The sequence below is a fragment of the Ruegeria sp. BHSC276 genome (assembly GCF_059612945.1).
On record NZ_JBXWRP010000001.1, the window covers coordinates 69,197 to 86,368 of the forward strand.

15 protein-coding genes are annotated in these 17,172 nt (G+C 63.9%); 6 read left to right on the plus strand and 9 right to left on the minus strand.

Annotated elements, in window-relative coordinates:
- Positions 1–6: 6 nt before the first annotated feature.
- From AC2FMD_RS00390 to AC2FMD_RS00410, 5 genes are read right to left on the minus strand one after another with little or no spacing between them, the layout of a single operon-like run.
- Positions 7–1,938, minus strand: coding sequence for an acetyl/propionyl/methylcrotonyl-CoA carboxylase subunit alpha (locus AC2FMD_RS00390; RefSeq protein ID WP_496740888.1), 1,932 nt, complete (start codon positions 1,936–1,938; stop codon positions 7–9).
- A gap of 5 nt (positions 1,939–1,943) precedes the next feature.
- Positions 1,944–2,360, minus strand: coding sequence for an ASCH domain-containing protein (locus AC2FMD_RS00395; protein WP_496740890.1), 417 nt, complete (start codon positions 2,358–2,360; stop codon positions 1,944–1,946).
- Positions 2,361–2,373: 13 nt separating this feature from the next.
- Entirely contained in the window at positions 2,374–3,978 is a 1,605-nt protein-coding gene (locus AC2FMD_RS00400) for a carboxyl transferase domain-containing protein (protein WP_496740892.1), read from the minus strand.
- Entirely contained in the window at positions 3,975–4,775 is an 801-nt protein-coding gene (locus AC2FMD_RS00405; protein WP_496678926.1) for a hypothetical protein, read from the minus strand. The genes AC2FMD_RS00400 and AC2FMD_RS00405 overlap by 4 nt, the downstream gene beginning before the upstream one ends.
- A complete protein-coding gene (locus tag AC2FMD_RS00410) occupies positions 4,765–6,228 on the minus strand; it encodes an AMP-binding protein (RefSeq protein ID WP_496740894.1) in 1,464 nt (487 codons plus the stop codon). The genes AC2FMD_RS00405 and AC2FMD_RS00410 overlap by 11 nt, the downstream gene beginning before the upstream one ends.
- Before the next feature lie 205 nt (positions 6,229–6,433).
- On the opposite strand from AC2FMD_RS00410, the gene AC2FMD_RS00415 reads away from it, so the two are divergent.
- Positions 6,434–7,039, plus strand: coding sequence for an OmpW/AlkL family protein (locus AC2FMD_RS00415; protein WP_496740896.1), 606 nt, complete (start codon positions 6,434–6,436; stop codon positions 7,037–7,039).
- Between the two features lie 51 nt (positions 7,040–7,090).
- Here the strand turns inward: AC2FMD_RS00415 and AC2FMD_RS00420 are convergent, their stop codons facing one another.
- The 3 genes from AC2FMD_RS00420 to AC2FMD_RS00430 all read right to left on the minus strand — a co-directional run bounded on the left by AC2FMD_RS00420 (position 7,091) and on the right by AC2FMD_RS00430 (position 10,314).
- Positions 7,091–8,254, minus strand: coding sequence for an isovaleryl-CoA dehydrogenase (locus AC2FMD_RS00420; RefSeq protein WP_496740898.1), 1,164 nt, complete (start codon positions 8,252–8,254; stop codon positions 7,091–7,093).
- Positions 8,255–8,411: 157 nt separating this feature from the next.
- Positions 8,412–9,602, minus strand: coding sequence for a DegT/DnrJ/EryC1/StrS family aminotransferase (locus AC2FMD_RS00425; protein WP_496740900.1), 1,191 nt, complete (start codon positions 9,600–9,602; stop codon positions 8,412–8,414).
- Between the two features lie 40 nt (positions 9,603–9,642).
- Positions 9,643–10,314 (minus strand): HAD-IA family hydrolase, encoded by a 672-nt coding sequence (locus AC2FMD_RS00430; protein ID WP_496712982.1) that lies wholly within the window; start codon positions 10,312–10,314, stop codon positions 9,643–9,645.
- 133 nt (positions 10,315–10,447) lie between these two features.
- Here AC2FMD_RS00430 and glmU point away from each other — a divergent pair, with 133 nt between their 5' ends.
- The 3 genes from glmU to AC2FMD_RS00445 are packed head-to-tail and all read left to right on the plus strand — an operon-like array spanning position 10,448 to position 14,321.
- Positions 10,448–11,800, plus strand: coding sequence for a bifunctional UDP-N-acetylglucosamine diphosphorylase/glucosamine-1-phosphate N-acetyltransferase GlmU (glmU, locus tag AC2FMD_RS00435; RefSeq protein ID WP_496740902.1), 1,353 nt, complete (start codon positions 10,448–10,450; stop codon positions 11,798–11,800).
- A 4-nt stretch (positions 11,801–11,804) separates the two neighbouring features.
- Complete coding sequence (glmS, locus tag AC2FMD_RS00440; RefSeq protein ID WP_496740903.1) at positions 11,805–13,628, plus strand: glutamine--fructose-6-phosphate transaminase (isomerizing); 1,824 nt, start codon at positions 11,805–11,807, stop codon at positions 13,626–13,628.
- A 6-nt stretch (positions 13,629–13,634) separates the two neighbouring features.
- Entirely contained in the window at positions 13,635–14,321 is a 687-nt protein-coding gene (locus AC2FMD_RS00445; RefSeq protein WP_496740905.1) for a DNA alkylation repair protein, read from the plus strand.
- On the opposite strand, the gene AC2FMD_RS00450 is transcribed toward AC2FMD_RS00445, so the two are convergent.
- The gene (locus AC2FMD_RS00450; RefSeq protein WP_496712978.1) at positions 14,309–14,722 is read right to left on the minus strand and encodes a hypothetical protein; all 414 of its coding nucleotides are present in this window, start codon (positions 14,720–14,722) and stop codon (positions 14,309–14,311) included. The two genes, AC2FMD_RS00445 and AC2FMD_RS00450, sit on opposite strands and share 13 nt — an antisense overlap.
- Positions 14,723–14,813: 91 nt before the next feature.
- Here AC2FMD_RS00450 and moaA point away from each other — a divergent pair, with 91 nt between their 5' ends.
- Together moaA and AC2FMD_RS00460 are read left to right on the plus strand one after the other, a co-directional pair.
- The gene (gene moaA / locus AC2FMD_RS00455) at positions 14,814–15,821 is read left to right on the plus strand and encodes a GTP 3',8-cyclase MoaA (RefSeq protein WP_496740907.1); all 1,008 of its coding nucleotides are present in this window, start codon (positions 14,814–14,816) and stop codon (positions 15,819–15,821) included.
- 1 nt (position 15,822) lies between these two features.
- Positions 15,823–17,133 carry a 3-deoxy-D-manno-octulosonic acid transferase gene (locus AC2FMD_RS00460; protein WP_496740909.1) on the plus strand — a complete coding sequence of 437 codons (1,311 nt, stop codon included), beginning with the start codon at positions 15,823–15,825 and terminating at the stop codon, positions 17,131–17,133.
- The last annotated feature ends 39 nt before the right edge of the window (positions 17,134–17,172 follow it).

Here is a 17,172-nt window from a genome sequence, read left to right on the forward strand (position 1 = left end):
AGGGTTTCAGTCGTCTTCCAGCCGGACCAGCGCCGCGCCGGCCTCGACCTGCGATCCGGCCTCGGCCAGAACCTCGGCCACGACACCGTCGCGGGCGGCCAGCAGCGAATGCTCCATCTTCATCGCCTCGAGGATGGCCAGCCGGTCGCCCTCCTTCACCGCCTGTCCCGGCGCTGCGAATACCGCTTTGACCAGCCCAGGCATCGGAGCCTCGACCACGTTGGTGTCACCGGCGGCGCTGACGTCGCGGTCCAGCGGGTCCAGCACCTCGAAACTCACGCCATAGGCGTCGAACACGGTGACATCGTGGCCCGTAATCGCAACCGGAGGCATCGGCTGACCGTCGATGACCCAGCGGCCGTTGACCCGTTCGGCGATCACGCTGGTCCCGCTAACCTGCCAGTCCTGTCGGTCCGGCCCTGCGACCTGGACGTCCAGTTCCAGAACCTCGCCGTCGAGCTTCATCTGAAGCGCTCGGTGCAGCGGGGCCCAGAGGGTAAACCCGGTGTCCTCGGCGGGCTTGTCCAGTCCGGTCGCGGCCATCGCGGCCGCAACGGTCATTGCCGGGGTGACGGCGGGTTCGCGCACCAGATCGTCCAGATCGCGGCCGATCAACCCGGTATCCACATCCCCCGCCGCAAACCCGGCGTGCCGGGTCAGTGCGCCCAGGAAAGACAGGTTGGTGACGGTTCCCGCCACCTGCGTTTGGCGCAGCGCCCGGTGCAGTTGTCCCAGCGCCACCGCGCGGGTCGGGCCGTGCACGATCACCTTGGCGATCATCGGGTCATACCACGGGCTGATCGTGTCACCCGCCCGCACGCCGCTGTCGGCGCGACAGCCGCGCGGAAACTCCAGATGGGTCAGAGTGCCCGTCGCGGGCAGGAACCCTTTGGGTACGTCTTCTGCATATAACCGGGCCTCGAAGGCATGGCCATTGATCGACAACTCGCTCTGCTGTTTTGGGAGGCTTTCGCCCGCCGCAACCCGCAACTGCCATTCGACCAGGTCGATGCCGGTTATGGCTTCGGTCACCGGGTGTTCGACCTGCAGGCGGGTGTTCATCTCCATAAACCAGAAGCGGTCGGGGCGCAGACCGTCCGAGGCATCGACGATGAACTCCACGGTGCCTGCGCCCTTGTAGCCGATGGCCTCGGCCGCGCGCACGCCCGCCTGGCCCATCGCTTCGCGCATCTCGGGCGTCATTCCGGGGGCCGGTGCTTCCTCGATCACCTTCTGGTGGCGGCGCTGCAGCGAGCAGTCACGCTCGAACAGATGCACGGCATTGGTGCCGTCGCCAAAGACCTGAACCTCGATATGGCGGGGCTTGGCCACGAATTTCTCGACCAGAACGGCATCATTGCCAAAGGCGGTCTTGGCCTCGCCCCGGGCACTGTCCAGGGCGGCTGCGAAATCCGCGGGTTTCTCGACCAGCCGCATCCCCTTGCCACCACCGCCGGCCACCGCCTTGATCAGAACCGGATAGCCGATCGTGTCGGCCGCACCGGCCAGATGCTCGGGGTCCTGGTTATCGCCGTGATAGCCGGGCACGACCGGGACGCCAGCCTGCTCCATCAACGCCTTGGCGGCATCCTTCAGACCCATTTTGCGGATTGCATCCGCCGAGGGGCCGATGAAGATCAGGCCCGCCGCCTGAACTGCATCCACGAAATCGGGGTTCTCGGACAGAAACCCGTACCCTGGGTGGATCGCCTGCGCGCCGGTGTCCAGCGCGGCCTGAATGATCACGTCGCCTTTCAGATAGCTGTCGGCCGGAGCCGCTCCGCCGATATGCACGGCCTCATCCGCCATCTGCACATGCTTGGCGGCCGCGTCCGCATCTGAATACACGGCGACGCAGGCCACGCCCATCTTGTGCGCGGTTTCGATGACCCGGCAGGCAATCTCGCCCCGGTTGGCGATCAGGATCTTGTCAAACATGGCCGTTACCCTTTCCCTGCCAGATCTTCCACAAGGCGAAACCGTTCGCAGACCAACTCCATCTTTGGGTCGAAGCCGCCGTTTCTTTCGAAATATCTACGATGATCCTCGCGCCAGCCTTTCAGGCTGTCGTTTTCGCCCTCGGCCAGGGCAAACGCCTCGTCCACATCGCAATAGCGCCGGACCGTCACATCGACCGTTTCGATGACCAGCGCGGGCTGTCCGTCCCAGTCCAAAGCGATGTCGCGGCGGCCAACCTGCGGCATTGCCTCGCCACCCGCCGCAAAGTTACGCAATGCGCCACATGTCGCGGTCTTGCGCCCCGAGCGGACCAGAGCCAGCAAGTTGTCGCACAATGCCCGGCTGTCGCCGAACTGAAAAGTCTCGGCCCCAGGGTATCTTTCTTTCAAGCTTTCCAGCATCGAACCGCCCCTTCTACATCCGGAACACGCCAAAGCGCGTGTCCTCTATGGGTGCGTTCAGTGCGGCGCTCAGCGACAGGGCCAGTACATCGCGACTTTTGCGCGGGTCAATAATGCCGTCATCCCACAACCGGGCAGAGGCATAAAGCGGGTGCGACTGCTCTTCGAACATCTCGAGCGTCGGGCGTTTGAATTCGGCCTCTTCCTCGGCCGACCATGTGCCGCCCTGCCGTTCGATCCCGTCGCGTTTGACCGTTGCCAGAACACCGGCGGCCTGCTCGCCACCCATGACCGAGATACGGCTATTCGGCCACGTCCACAGGAAACGGGGCTGATAGGCGCGCCCCGCCATGCCATAGTTCCCGGCCCCGAAAGAGCCGCCCACCAGCATGGTGATCTTGGGCACGCTTGTGGTGGCCACGGCGGTCACCATCTTGGCGCCATGGCGCGCGATGCCTTCATTCTCGTACTTGCGGCCCACCATGAACCCGGTGATGTTTTGCAGGAAAACCAGCGGGATCTTGCGCTGGCTGCACAGTTCCACGAAATGCGCGCCTTTCTGCGCGGCCTCGGAAAACAGCACGCCGTTGTTGGCGATGATCCCGACGGGGCAGCCTTTGACATGGGCGAAGCCGGTCACCAGCGTCTCGCCGAACCGAGGCTTGAACGCGTCAAAACGCGAGCCATCGACCAAGCGCGCGATCACCTCGCGTATGTCATACGGCGTGCGCAGATCGGCCGGGACAACGCCCAGGATTTCCTCGGGGTCATAGGCCGGGTCTTCGGGGCTGGCCCAATCCACCGTCTGCGGCTTGTTCCGGTTCAACGAGCCAACGGCCCGGCGGGCCAGAGCCAGCGCGTGGGCATCATCCTCAGCCAGATAATCGGCCACACCCGAAAGGCGCGTGTGCACGTCGCCGCCGCCCAGGTCCTCGGCGCTGACGACCTCGCCCGTCGCCGCCTTGACCAGCGGCGGGCCAGCCAGAAAGATCGTGCCCTGTTCCTTGACGATGATCGTGACGTCGGACATGGCCGGCACATAGGCGCCGCCCGCGGTACACGAGCCCATCACCACAGCAATCTGCGGGATGCCCTTGGCGCTCATCCGTGCCTGGTTGTAGAAGATGCGGCCGAAATGGTCGCGGTCGGGAAAGACCTCATCCTGGTTGGGCAGGTTCGCGCCGCCGCTGTCGACCAGATAGATGCAGGGCAGATGGTTTTCCTCGGCGATCTCCTGCGCGCGCAGGTGCTTTTTGACCGTCATCGGATAATAGGTGCCGCCCTTCACGGTGGCGTCGTTGCAGACCACCATGACCTCTTGCCCCTGCACCCGGCCGATGCCCGCAATGACACCGGCACAAGGGGCCGCACCGTCATACATGCCATGCGCCGCCGTCGCGCCGATTTCCAGGAACGGAGACCCCGGATCCAGCAGGTTCGCCACCCGCCGCCGGGGCAGCATCTTGCCCCGCGACACATGGCGTTCGCGCGATTTCTCGCCCCCGCCCATGCGCGCGGCCTCGGCGGCGTCAGAGATCTGCGCCAACGCCTCAAGGTGCGCGGCACGGTTTTGCTTGAAGCCATCGGACGAGGGCAAAGCGGAAGATCGCAGCTTCATCTGGTATACTCTCTCAGAAATTCGCGAACGGGGTTTTCGCTGACGCCAAAGCTCTGCATGATGCGCGCATAGCCCTGCGACACGTTGCTGGAGCAGACGGTGTCCAGCTTCTTGATTTCCGGCTCTTCGAGGAAATCCTCAAGATCCCACATCGGAACCATGAAATAATATTCGAACGGCTGCATCTCGGCCGCCATTTCCATCGCCTCGACGGCCTTGTCCTGTTCTCCGCGGCACAGATAGGCCAGCGACAGGTTGCGATAGGCGCTCCCAAGGCTCTCATAGTCGTCGTCTGCCTCGTATTGGTTGACCGCGAGTTTGAGCCGCCCAACGACCTGACGACCGAAATACCCGTCATCCGCCTGCGCCTCAGGCAGGAACATCGCGACATAGGCCAGCTTCTCGTCATGCCAGCCATCGGTCTGCATCTCGTTGCTGAAGACGTCGTGCAGCATCCGGATTTCCGGTTCGTATTTCAGCGTGCCCTCCGAGTCGGCCACCGCATCCAGATAGTTGTCATAAAACGCGATCCTGCGTTTATCTTCGGCATCCAGCCTGGCGACCCGACCGGCGATCTTGCGCAATTCCGATATGGCCTCGTCCGGGTAGCCGTAAAAAATCAGCAGATCAGCCACTTGCAGTTTTTCGATGACGGCAACCTTTTCTTCGACCGCCTTGTCGATCGTGTCGCGCATCCAGGTTTCGAAATAGGTCTTTCCGGCCCAAAAGGCCCCAATAACCGCGATGACGGTCGCGCTGAACTCGACTCCGGTCCGGACGCTGGATTTATCTGCCATGGCACATCTCCTCGGACGCGCGACGTTTCAATTCCTTGCGAATGACTTTCCCCGTCACGGTCAAAGGCAAGTCTTGCACAAAAGCCACCTCTCGCGGGTAGGAATAATGTGCCAGACGGTCCTTGACCCAATCCTGTAGCTCTTGTTCCGAGGCCTCAGACCCCGGTTTCAGCACCACATAGGCCTTCACGATCTCGGTCCGCAGCGGGTCGGGTTTGCCGACCACGCCCACGGTGGCCACCGCCGGGTGGGTCAGCAGGCAATCCTCGATCTCGGCCGGGCCGATGCGGTATCCCGCCGAGGTGATCACGTCATCCTCGCGGCCGACAAAGCGCAGATAGTCGCCCTCCCACACGCCGCGGTCACCGGTGACCAGCCAATCGCCGCGAAACTTCTCGGCCGTGGCCTGCGGGTTGTTCCAGTATTCCAGCAGCATCGAGGCCGAGCCACGCCGGATGGCCACATCACCCTCGGCGTCGGTCGGCTTGCCTGCGGCGTCGATCACCGCGACCTCGTGGCCCGGCACTGGCTTGCCGATACAGCCCGGGCGCGCGGGGAAATCCTCGGCACAGGACGAGACGACCATATTGCATTCGGTCTGGCCGTAGAATTCGTTGATCGTCAGGCCAAAGGCCCGCTGCCCCCACGCCAACATTTCCGCGCCGAGTGGCTCGCCACCCGAGGCCACGGACCGCAGGCCGGGGATCGCTATTTCCGCAGCCTTGAGCATCCGCAGCGCCGTGGGAGGAAAGAACACGTTGCGCACGCCGCCGCGCTTGACCACCTCCGCGCAGGCCTCGGGGGTGAACTTGTCGAGCCGCGCAGCGACGACCGGAATGCCCAGCGCCAGCCCCGGCATCAGCACGTCGAACAACCCGCCGATCCAGGCCCAGTCGGCCGGTGTCCACAGGCAGTCGCCAGCACGCAGGTGGTTGTGGCTGATGGACACGCCCGGCAGATGCCCAGTCAGCACTCGGTGCCCATGCAGCGCCCCCTTGGGCTTGCCCGTCGTGCCCGATGTATAGATCAGCACCGCCGGGTCCTCGGGACCGGTGTCAGCAAAATCCACGGCGGGCCCGTCCGCCCCCAGTTCTGACACGATCAGCGGCTGCGCCAGATCGCCCAACATATCGGCGCCCTCGCCGTCGGTCAGCACATACCCGGCCCCCGCATCGCCGATGCGCGAGGCCAGGGCATCGCGCTTGAACAGCTTGAACAACGGCACCGAGATTGCCCCGATCTTCCAGATGGCCAGATGCGCGGCCGCGCACCACGGTGACTGACTGAGCAGCACGCCGACCCGGTCGCCGGGTTGCACTCTGCGGAGCAACCCGCGCGCCAGCCGATCGGTCATTTGTTCAAGTTCACCATAGGTGATCTCGGTCGTAACCACAGAAGATAGATCAAGGATAGCCACCTGCTCGGCTGGCTGCGAGAGGCACTGACGCGCCATGTTCAACCCGGGCGGAATCACCCAGCCCCCACCCCGGTGCAAACCTGGTATGCGCCTAGTGGGATGCAATGGATTTACCCCTTATTTTCTTATGCCTTGAACGCATTTTCTCAAACAAAACAAAAGGCAGATTTTGACTCAGATCAGTGTCCCGACCCGACCGACCTGAAACACTGGGCGCGTCAACTAACCCAAAGGCATGAAAATGACCAAGAAACTCGCCATCCTCGCGCTTTCCACCGCCGTCGCCGCCCTGTCGGCCCCCGCCTTCGCCCAGTCGGAGGGCGACTGGACCTTGGGTATCGGCATCGGGTATCTGGACCCGAAATCCGACAACGGTACGCTGGCCGGATTTAGCACCGACATCGACTCGGACACCCGCCCGATCTTCACCGCCGAGTATTTCATCCGCGACAACTTGGGCATCGAGTTGCTGGCCGCAACCCCGTTCAAGCATGACGTCACGCTGGGCGGAAGCGTCGATGCCGGCAGCGTCAAGCACCTGCCGCCCACCCTGTCGCTGAACTATCACTTCCCGACCAACAGTGCCTGGAAGCCCTATGTCGGTGCCGGTCTGAACTATACCATCTTCTTCGACGAGGAATCGCCGCTGGGCGATCTCAAGGTCGACGACTCGTTCGGCGTGTCGCTGCAAGCCGGTCTGGACTACATGGTCACGGACAAGGGCGCGGTTCGCCTGAACGTCCGCTGGTTCGACATCGACTCGGACGTCACGCTGAACGGCGCGAACATCGGCAAGGCCGAGGTCGATCCGTGGCTGGTTGGCGTGTCCTACGTCCATCGCTTCTGATCCTTCGATCGGATACGCCTCGCCGTGACCTCGTCGGCGAGGCGTTTTTCTTCATAGCATCTCGTTCATCAGCTCACGGCCGATCAGCATCCGGCGGATCTCGCTGGTGCCCGCGCCGATCTCCATCAGCTTGGCATCGCGGAAGATCCGGCTGACCGCCGCATCCGACAGGAATCCGGCCCCACCCATCGCCTGCACCGCCTGATGGGCCTGAACCATCGCCTGCTCGGACGCATAGAGGCAGCACGCCGCCGCATCCTGCCGGGTCACGTCGCCCCGATCACAGGCCTTGGCCACCTCGTAGATATAGGCCCGCGCCGAGTTCATCGCCGTGTACATGTCGGCGATCTTGCCCTGCATCAGCTGGAAGGTTCCGATCGGTTTGCCGAACTGCTTGCGCTCGGCCATATAAGGCATGATCTCGTCCAGACAGGCTGCCATGATTCCGGTACCGATCCCGGCCAGAACCACCCGTTCATAGTCGAGGCCTGACATCAGCACGGCAACGCCCTTGCCCTCTTCGCCCAAAACGTTCTCGAAGGGCACTTCGACATCTTCGAAGATCAGCTCGGCCGTGTTCGACCCGCGCATCCCCAGCTTGTCGAAATGGGGCGAGGTCGAGAACCCTTTCATCTCTTTCTCGATCAGGAAGGCCGTGATGCCCTTGGACCCGGCGTCCGGGTCGGTCTTGGCATAGACGACCAGCGTATCGGCATCCGGGCCGTTTGTGATCCAGTATTTGTTGCCGTTCAGGCGGTAATGGTCATTGCGCTTTTCGGCGCGCAGCTTCATCGAGACCACGTCCGACCCGGCACCGGCCTCGGACATGGCCAGCGCGCCCACATGGTCGCCCGAAACCAAGCGCGGCAGGTATTTCTTCTTCTGCTCTTCGTTGCCGTTAAGCTTGATCTGGTTGACGCACAGGTTGGAATGCGCCCCGTAGGACAACGAAACCGAGGCCGAGGCCCGCGCGATCTCCTCGACAGCCACGACATGGGCCAAGTAAGACATGCCCGCCCCGCCGTATTCCTCGGGCACGGTGATGCCCAGCAGCCCCAAGTCACCCATTTCCTTCCACAGTTCGTTGGGAAAGGCGTTGGTCTTGTCGATCTCGGCCGCCATCGGCTTGACCCGCTCCTGCGCCCAGCGGTGCACCATCTCGCGCAGCGCGTTCACATCTTCACCCAGATCGAATTGCATTGTCGCCGTGAACATCCGCGCTCTCCTCTCTCGCGTTAATGAACAGGTGTTCAATAAACTGATACAGACCTTTCCCCTCGCGGTCAATCATCGCGTGACCCAAATGAAAAAGCCGCCCCTCGGGCGGCTTTTGCAGGGTTCGGGCGTGCGCCGCATGGCGCACTCGATTGAATTATTGCTGGAAAACGGCGCCGACCTCGGCGCGGATGATGCCGGCAATCAGGCGGCAATCGTCCAGCGAGAAGGTGAGCGGAACGCGCATGTCGATGATCCCGCGCAAAATTCGGTCGGTCTCGGGCATCCGTTCCGACTCGGCATAACGCCAGCTGTCATAGCGCGAAGTGAACCCGGTTGGCTCGGCCCCACCGAACCACTTCAGCTCGACCCCGCGATCGGCGCAGCGCCTCAAAACCTCGGCGATCTGCTCAGACGCCCAATCCAGCAGAAGGAACTGGATCGACGAGCCTACATATCTTTCCTCCGCAGGCCGCTCGACGATGGTCAGGCCGGGCGTGCCGCGCAGGCCCGCCTCGATCTCGGCATAGCGTTCGTTCCAGCGCCGTACCTGCTGGTCCAGATTGCGCAACTGGGGGCGCAGGATCGCGGCGCGCAGATTGTCCATCCGCCCCGACACGTTTGGCGTGGTGTACTTGATCCGCTCGAACACCTCGGGGCCCGGTGCCGCAAGGTGGCGTTCATACAGCATGTACGAGCCCGACAGCATCGTGGCCTTGGCCGCCAGCATCTCGTCATCGGCGATCAACAGACCACCCTCGCCAGAGTTCACATGTTTGTAGGTCTGGCAGGAATAGCAGCCGATCGCTCCCTGCCGGCCGGACAACTGCCCACGCCAGGCGGCGCCCATCGTGTGGGCGCAATCCTCGATCACCGTCACCCCGGCTGCGTCGCACATCTGCATCAACCGGTCCATGTCACACAGATGCCCGCGCATGTGGCTGAGCATCAAAACCTTGGCGCGGTCCAGCTTGGCCGCCAGATCGTCCAGATCGATGGTCAGCCCCTCGGTCACGCCCACAAAAACCGGGCGCGCATTGACCGAAGCAATCGCCCCCGGCACAGGGGCCAGCGTGAAGGCGTTGGTCAGAACCGCGTCCCCCGGCTGGACACCCACGGCACGCAGGGCCGTGGCCAGCGCATAGCCGCCCGACGACACGGCCAGACAGTATTTCGCCCCCATCTGCACGGCAAATTCCTGTTCCAGAAGGGCGGTTTCGCTCACCTCTCCGGGGGCCACGTTGTAGCGGTGAAGCCGCCCGTGGCGCAGAACGGCCAGCGCCGCCTCGATCGCCGCGTCGGGGATTGGCTCCTGCTGGGTGAAACTGCCAGAAAATCGCTCGGTCATGGCGTTGTTTGTGGGGCCAGTCGCAGCGCGGGTCAAGAGATCAGGCCGCCGCGCCCACAAGCTCGGCGACGATTGCGGGCAGATCGTCGAAATGGTGCAGCAGCGCCTCGGGCTGCAGCGCAGCCATGTCATCGCCTGACGGGCCGAAGGTCACAAGGATCGACGGCACCCCGGCGGCACGGGCCGTGTTCCTGTCGGTATCCGAGTCGCCCACCAGGATGCAGTGGTCGGGATGTCCCCCGGCCCGGCGCGCGGCTTCACGCAGCGGGGCGGGGTCGGGCTTGCGCACCGGCAGCGTATCCGCCCCCACCAGCGAGCCGAACAGCGCCCGCGCGCCCAGCCGCGTCATCAGCAGCTCGGCCAGCGCCTCGGGCTTGTTGGTGCAGATGCCGACACCGTATCCGGCGGCTTTCAGCGCTTCGACCGCCTGCAGCGCGCCGGGATAGAAGGTGGTGTGGGTGTCGATAGCCTGTCCATAGGCCTCGAGCAGGACCGGGTAATAGGCGTTCACGGTCTCTTCGTTATAGGCGCCCACGCGTTTCAGCCCGTGGGTCAGCATCATCCGCCCGCCGCGCAAAGCCACCGCAGCATCCTGCCCGTGCACCAGCACATCACCATGCCCCATCTGCCGGAAACAATGGTTCGCCGCCGCCAGCAGATCGCCCGACGTATCGGCCAAAGTCCCGTCCAGATCGAAGATGACCGTGCGCATTTTGTCTCCTTGCTCGGCAGTTTTCCGCCATGTCGTGTTGCAAACGGCAATCTTGTTTGATGGCCGAACGGCTTGCGCCCCTGCCCCCAGCGGATAAAACGGACCTCGAAAAAACAAAAGAGAAAACGCATTCATGAGCACTGCCCTTGTCATCCTTGCCGCCGGAAAAGGCACCCGGATGAATTCGGACATCCCAAAGGTTTTGCACCCGATCGCCCAGGTTCCGATGCTGGTGCACGCCATGCGCGCCGGTTCGGTCCTGGCACCCGAACGCACGGTCATCGTCACCGGCCACGGCTCGCAGGCGGTGGCCAAGGTCGCGCAGGCCGAGGATGAAGACGCGCGCATCGTCGTGCAGGACCAACAGTTGGGCACCGCCCATGCCGTCGCCCAAGCGCGCGAGGCGCTGGACGGGTTCATCGGCGACGTGGTCGTTCTGTACGGTGACACCCCGTTTCTGCAGCCCGACACGCTGGAGCGCATGATCGCCGCGCGGGCTGACAACGATCTGGTGATCCTTGGCTTCGAGGCCGCCGACCCGGCCCGGTACGGCCGTTTGGTGATGAACGGCGACGCCCTGGAGCGGATCGTCGAGTTCAAGGATGCTTTAGATGAAGAACGCGCCATAACCTTCTGCAACTCAGGCCTTCTGGCCTGTGACGCGGGCACCCTGTTCGACCTGATCGACGCGGTCGGAAACGACAACGCCTCGGGCGAATACTATCTGACCGACGTGGTCGAGATCGCGCGCGACCGCGGCCTGAAGGTCACCGCCGTTTCGTGCGACGAGGCGCAGACGCTGGGCGTGAACTCGCGCGCTGATCTGGCCGCCGCCGACGCCGTGTTCCAGGCCCGCGCCCGGGCCGAGTTGCTGGATCTGGGCGTCACCCTGATGGCCCCCGAGACGGTCTATCTGGCCGCCGATACGGTGATCGGCCGCGACACGGTGATCGAACCAAACGTGGTCTTCGGCCCCGGTGTCACCGTCGAAAGCGGCGCGACGATCCGGGCGTTTTCGCACCTGGAAGGCTGCCATGTCAGCCGCGGCGCCATAGTCGGCCCCTATGCCCGGTTGCGCCCTGGGGCGGAACTGGCCGAGAACACGCGTATCGGCAATTTCGTCGAGATCAAGAATACCGAGATTGCCGAGGGCGCAAAGGTCAATCACCTCAGCTATATCGGCGATGCGTCGGTGGGCGCGGGCACGAATATCGGCGCGGGCACCATCACCTGCAACTATGACGGCGTGATGAAGCACCGCACGACGATCGGCGAGAACGTCTTTGTCGGTTCGAACACTATGCTGGTGGCCCCGGTCACCGTGGGCAGCGGCGCGATGACGGCCACCGGCACCATCGTGACCCGCGACATCGAACCCGACGCCCTGGCGGTGGGTCGCGCCAAACAGGAAAACAAGCCGGGCTATGCCCGCAAGCTGTTCGAGATGCTGAAGGTGAAAAAGGCACGCCGGGACAAGGGAGCCTGAGTAAATGTGTGGAATTGTTGGCGTATTGGGCAAGCACGAAGCGGCGCCCATTCTGGTCGAAGCACTGAAACGGCTGGAATACCGCGGCTATGACAGTGCTGGCATCGCAACCGTAAACGGCGGCAAGCTGGGCCGTCGGCGCGCGGTGGGAAAGCTGGTCAATCTCAGCGACTTGCTGGTGCATGACCCCCTGCCTGGTAAGTCGGGCATCGGGCACACGCGGTGGGCGACCCATGGCGCACCCTCGGTCAGCAACGCGCACCCGCATCAGGCCGGACCGGTTGCCGTGGTCCACAACGGCATTGTCGAAAACTATCGCGAGCTGCGGGCCGAACTGGCTGAGAACGGAATCGATTTCCAGACCGAGACCGACACCGAAACCGTCGCGTTGATGACCGAATTCTACATGAAATCGGGGCTGGGCCCGGTGGAGGCCGCCTTCAAGACCATCGACCGGCTGCAAGGCGCCTTCGCGCTGGCCTTCCTGTTCGACGGCGAGGATGACCTGATCGTCGCCGCCCGCAAGGGCTCGCCGCTGGCCATCGGGCACGGAGATGGCGAGATGTTCGTCGGCTCGGACGCCATCGCGCTGGCGCCGCTGACCGACCGGATCACCTATCTGGAGGAAGGCGACCGCGCCGTGGTCACCCGCAATTCGATCGAGATCCGCAACGAGGCGGGCGAAATCGCAAATCGCGAGATCCGCAAGATCCAGCTGGATCAGACCCGAACCGACAAGGGCGGACACAAGCATTTCATGGCCAAGGAAATCGCCGAACAGCCGGTGGTGGTGGCCGAGGCGATCCGCTCGTACCTGCCCACCGGCAGCGACCGGGTGGTTCTGCCGGATGCGGATCTTGATTTCTCCAAGCTGGACCGCCTGACCATGGTGGCCTGCGGCACGGCCTTCTATGCCTGCCTGACCGCCAAATACTGGTTCGAGCAACTGGCCCGGATGCCGGTCGAGGTCGATATCGCCAGCGAGTTCCGCTATCGCGAACCGCCAATCACTGACCGCACGCTGGCGCTGTTCGTCAGCCAGTCGGGCGAAACCGCCGACACCCTGGCCGCGCTGCGCTATTGCGAGGGCAAGGCTGACAAGATCGTGTCGGTGGTCAATGTCCCCGAAAGCTCGATCGCGCGGGAAAGCGACGTGGCGCTGCCCATCCATGCCGGGGTCGAGATTGGCGTTGCCTCGACCAAGGCCTTCACCTGCCAGCTGAGCGTTCTGCTGATGCTGGCGCTCAAGGCCGCGGCCGACCGGGGCACGCTGGACGACGATGCGCTGGCCGATCACGCCGCCGCGCTGCGCGGCCTGCCGACGCTGCTGAACGCCGCGCTGGACCAGGAGGAGGCGATCCGGAAATCCGCGCAGCGCCTGTCCGAGGCGCGCGACGTTCTGTTCCTGGGACGCGGCCTGATGTACCCGCTGGCCCTCGAAGGCGCGCTGAAACTCAAGGAAATCAGCTATATCCACGCCGAAGGCTATGCCTCGGGCGAGCTGAAGCATGGCCCCATCGCCCTGATCGACAAGCACATGCCGGTGGTGGTGATGGCCCCGCGCGATGCGGTGTTCGACAAGACCGTGTCGAACATGCAAGAGGTCATGGCGCGCAAGGGCAAGGTCATTCTGGTCTCGGACGACGACGGGATCGCCGATGCCAAAGACGGGGTCTGGAGCACGATCCGTATGCCGCATGCCCACGCCTCGGTCGCGCCGATCCTGTATTCGGTGCCCGCGCAGCTGCTGGCCTATCACACGGCCGTCGCCAAGGGCACCGATGTGGACCAGCCGCGTAACCTGGCGAAATCCGTCACGGTCGAGTAAGCCGTCATGCCGGAAAGCCCTCTGGACCAGATCAAGGCGCATGCCGACCCGGACCGGGCCACCCAGATGGCGGCCTATCACAAGGTCGATCGCCCCTATCTTGGGGTACCGAACCCAGTGCTGAATGATCTGACCAAAAGCTGGCGGCAGCAGATGGACGTAGACGCCCGTGTCGCGCTGGCCGATCAGCTGTGGCAGACCAACATCCACGAGGCGCGGCTGGCCGCCGCCAAGCTGCTGACGCAGGCGCGCATCCGCCCCGATCAGGCGGTTTGGGACCTGCTGCAAATCTGGCTGCCCGATTTCGACGCCTGGGCGGTCGCCGATCATGCCAGCATGGCCATGCAAAAGCGCCTGTGGGCTGACCCTTCGCGGCTGGATCAGGTCGAAAGCTGGACCAACTCGGATCACATGTGGACCCGACGCGCGGCACTGGTCGCCACCCTGCCCTGGACCAAGCAGAACCACCCCAAGCCCGAAGATATGCAGCGCCGCGACCGTATTCTGAGTTGGGCCGCCGGCTATGTCCCCGATCGCGACTGGTTCATCCAGAAGGCGGTGGCCTGGTGGCTGCGCGACCTGTCGAAACATGACCCCGACCGGGCCCGGGCCTTTCTGGCCGCGCACGGTGACGCGATGAAGCCCTTTGCCCGCAAAGAGGCCAGCAAGTACCTGAAAAGTCAATCGGAATAGACGTCCAGCTCGACCAGCTCGTCAAACGGTACCAGCAGAGCGCGCATCGCCTCGAGCGAGAGCCGCCCGCCGCCGCCCTCGGGGCCCGACGCGGGAACCAGCGTCACATAGGCCTGCGCCCCGGTCTTCGTCACCACGACCCTGCCATTCCGCTCGGCCTGCACCAATGGCGTTTCCAGCCAGCGCCCCGGTTTGTTCGGATCGCCTAGCCCCGCGATCGTGCGTTTCGCACCGCTCCAACCGGGTTGCGCCGCCGCAACGGGCTGTGCCGCGACGACCTCGGTTTCCGTGACCACCGCATCCGGTTTAACGGTCGGCGTTTCTGGCGACCGGTCCAAGGTCTGCCGCACCGCATCGCAGCCGGTCAGAAACGCAGGAAGGAGGATAAACAGGTATCGCATGCAACCAACCTACCCCTGCCCGCGCCCGTGTTCCACCCCTCGAGCGCAGTTGCGACTTGCCGTATCGCATTACCCGCTTTACCTATTGAGCATGACTGCTCCGCTGATCGATCCGTTTGCCCGCGCAATCACCTATCTCCGCGTCTCCGTCACGGACCGCTGCGATTTCCGCTGTGTCTATTGCATGTCGGAAAACATGACCTTTCTGCCCAAGAAAGAGCTGCTGACGCTGGAAGAACTGGACCGGATGTGCTCGACCTTCATCCGGCTGGGCGTGGAAAAACTGCGGATCACCGGGGGCGAACCGCTTGTGCGCCGTGGGATCATGAGTTTCTTCAACTCGATGACCCGGCATCTGGACAGCGGCGCGCTGAAAGAGCTGACACTGACCACCAATGGTTCGCAATTGGCCCGGTTCGCCGACGACCTGTATGCCGCCGGGGTGCGGCGGGTGAATGTCTCGCTCGACACGCTGGACGAAGACAAGTTCGCCCAGATCACCCGCTGGGGGCGGCTGAAACAGGTCTTGGGCGGAATCGATGCCGCGCAGAAGGCGGGGTTGCGCGTGAAGATCAACGCGGTGGCCCTGAAAGGGTTCAACGAGGAAGAACTGCCCAAGATCACACGATGGTGCGCCGAGCGCGACATGGACCTGACTTGGATCGAGGTCATGCCCATGGGTGACATCGGCAACGAGGATCGGCTGGATCAATACTGGTCGTTGAAAGACGTGCGGGCCGAGTACGAAAACCACTATACTGTTACCGATCTGGCCGAGCGCACGGGCGGCCCGGCGCGCTATGTCCGGTTGGAGGAAACCGGGCAGAAGATCGGCTTCATCACACCGCTTAGCCATAATTTCTGCGAAAGCTGCAACCGGGTACGCCTGACCTGTACGGGCGAGTTGTACATGTGCCTGGGGCAAGAGGACATGGCCGACCTGCGCGCGCCCCTGCGCGACCACCCCGACAGCGAAGAGCCGTTGGAACAGGCGATCCGGGCGGCGATCACCCTCAAGCCCAAGGGCCATGATTTCGACTATTCCCGCCAAAAGATCGATGGCCAGATGAGCCGTCACATGAGCCACACGGGCGGCTGACATGTCAGACTTGTCGGGGCGACCCACGGCGTTGTACCACGTGTACTGCGCGCTGACATCCCTCGCCATGCCGCTGGCCTGGCGCACCGTTCGCGCCAAGCTGCAGTCGGCGGGTGTTTCTGAAATCCGTCAGCGCGAGCGGCTGGGCCATGCGAGCCAGCCCCGCCCCGACGGTCGGCTGATCTGGTTTCATGCGGCCAGCGTGGGTGAGAGCCTGTCGGTTCTGAGCCTGATCAAGCGCATGAGCGAACGGATCGAGGATGCGCAGTTCCTGATCACCTCTGGCACCCCGACCTCGGCTTCGCTGGTGGAAAAACGTCTGCCGCCGCGCACCCGCCACCAATACCCCCCGCTGGACAGCGCCGGCCCGGTGGCGCGGTTTCTGGATCACTGGCGGCCCGATGCCGGCGTCTTCGTCGAAAGCGAGATCTGGCCACGACTGATCGTCGAGACCGCCCGGCGCGGGACGCCCCTGGCCCTGCTGAACGCACGCCTGTCCGAGAAATCGGTGGCCGGGTGGAAGAAGCGCCCCGACACCGCCCGCTATGTCCTGAGCCAGTTCCGCCTGTTCCTGACGCAAAACGACCGCACGGCCGCAAACCTGATCGCCATGGGGGCGCCCGTCGATCGGGTGCAACCCGGAACCAACCTCAAGGCCATGTCCGATCCGCTGCCGGTGGATCAAGACATGCTGACGCAGATCCGCGCCCAGATCGGCGCGCGGCCGGTCTGGATCGCCAGCTCGACCCATGCAGGCGAGGAAGAGACCGTTCTGGCCGCCCATGCCGAATTGCTGAACCGCTGGCCCGACCTGCTGCTGCTGCTGATCCCCCGTCACCCTGAACGGCGGGGCGACGTCTGCGCCCTTGTTGATGCGGCGGGTCAAAGCCATGCTCTGCGCAGCGCCGGGCAGCCGATCACCCGCGACACACAGGTCTATGTGGCCGATACGCTGGGCGAAACCGGAACGTGGTACGCATTGTGCCCGATCGTTTTTCTGGGCGGGTCGCTGAAAGAGATTGGCGGCCACAACCCGTTCGAACCCGCACAGGCCGGGGCCGCGGTGATCACCGGACGGGGTTACTACAATTTCGCCGAGACATTTGCCCCGCTGGTGGACAGCGGTGGCGCGGTCGAAGTGTTCTCGGCCTCGGACCTGAGCGGGGCAGTCGCGCTTTGGCTGTCGGACAGATCGGCGCTGGCAGCAGCGCAAGCGGCGGCGCAGTCCTGCGTGAATACCCAGAAATCGGCTCTGGATGCGGTTGTTGATACGCTATGCGACAAACTGGGCCTGGAGGACGCAGGCCCCTGACCGCAAACGGCAGCGGGGGCCTGCGCCCCCGCTACGGAA

Bases quoted from the DNA above. Each gene is read 5' to 3' on its own strand.
- AC2FMD_RS00390 (WP_496740888.1), bottom strand. From the start codon at position 1,938: ATGTTTGACAAGATCCTGATCGCCAACCGGGGCGAGATTGCCTGCCGG.
- AC2FMD_RS00395 (WP_496740890.1), bottom strand. From the start codon at position 2,360: ATGCTGGAAAGCTTGAAAGAAAGATACCCTGGGGCCGAGACTTTTCAG.
- AC2FMD_RS00400 (WP_496740892.1), bottom strand. From the start codon at position 3,978: ATGAAGCTGCGATCTTCCGCTTTGCCCTCGTCCGATGGCTTCAAGCAA.
- AC2FMD_RS00405 (WP_496678926.1), bottom strand. From the start codon at position 4,775: ATGGCAGATAAATCCAGCGTCCGGACCGGAGTCGAGTTCAGCGCGACC.
- AC2FMD_RS00410 (WP_496740894.1), bottom strand. From the start codon at position 6,228: ATGGCGCGTCAGTGCCTCTCGCAGCCAGCCGAGCAGGTGGCTATCCTT.
- AC2FMD_RS00415 (WP_496740896.1), top strand. From the start codon at position 6,434: ATGACCAAGAAACTCGCCATCCTCGCGCTTTCCACCGCCGTCGCCGCC.
- AC2FMD_RS00420 (WP_496740898.1), bottom strand. From the start codon at position 8,254: ATGTTCACGGCGACAATGCAATTCGATCTGGGTGAAGATGTGAACGCG.
- AC2FMD_RS00425 (WP_496740900.1), bottom strand. From the start codon at position 9,602: ATGACCGAGCGATTTTCTGGCAGTTTCACCCAGCAGGAGCCAATCCCC.
- AC2FMD_RS00430 (WP_496712982.1), bottom strand. From the start codon at position 10,314: ATGCGCACGGTCATCTTCGATCTGGACGGGACTTTGGCCGATACGTCG.
- glmU (WP_496740902.1), top strand. From the start codon at position 10,448: ATGAGCACTGCCCTTGTCATCCTTGCCGCCGGAAAAGGCACCCGGATG.
- glmS (WP_496740903.1), top strand. From the start codon at position 11,805: ATGTGTGGAATTGTTGGCGTATTGGGCAAGCACGAAGCGGCGCCCATT.
- AC2FMD_RS00445 (WP_496740905.1), top strand. From the start codon at position 13,635: ATGCCGGAAAGCCCTCTGGACCAGATCAAGGCGCATGCCGACCCGGAC.
- AC2FMD_RS00450 (WP_496712978.1), bottom strand. From the start codon at position 14,722: ATGCGATACCTGTTTATCCTCCTTCCTGCGTTTCTGACCGGCTGCGAT.
- moaA (WP_496740907.1), top strand. From the start codon at position 14,814: ATGACTGCTCCGCTGATCGATCCGTTTGCCCGCGCAATCACCTATCTC.
- AC2FMD_RS00460 (WP_496740909.1), top strand. From the start codon at position 15,823: ATGTCAGACTTGTCGGGGCGACCCACGGCGTTGTACCACGTGTACTGC.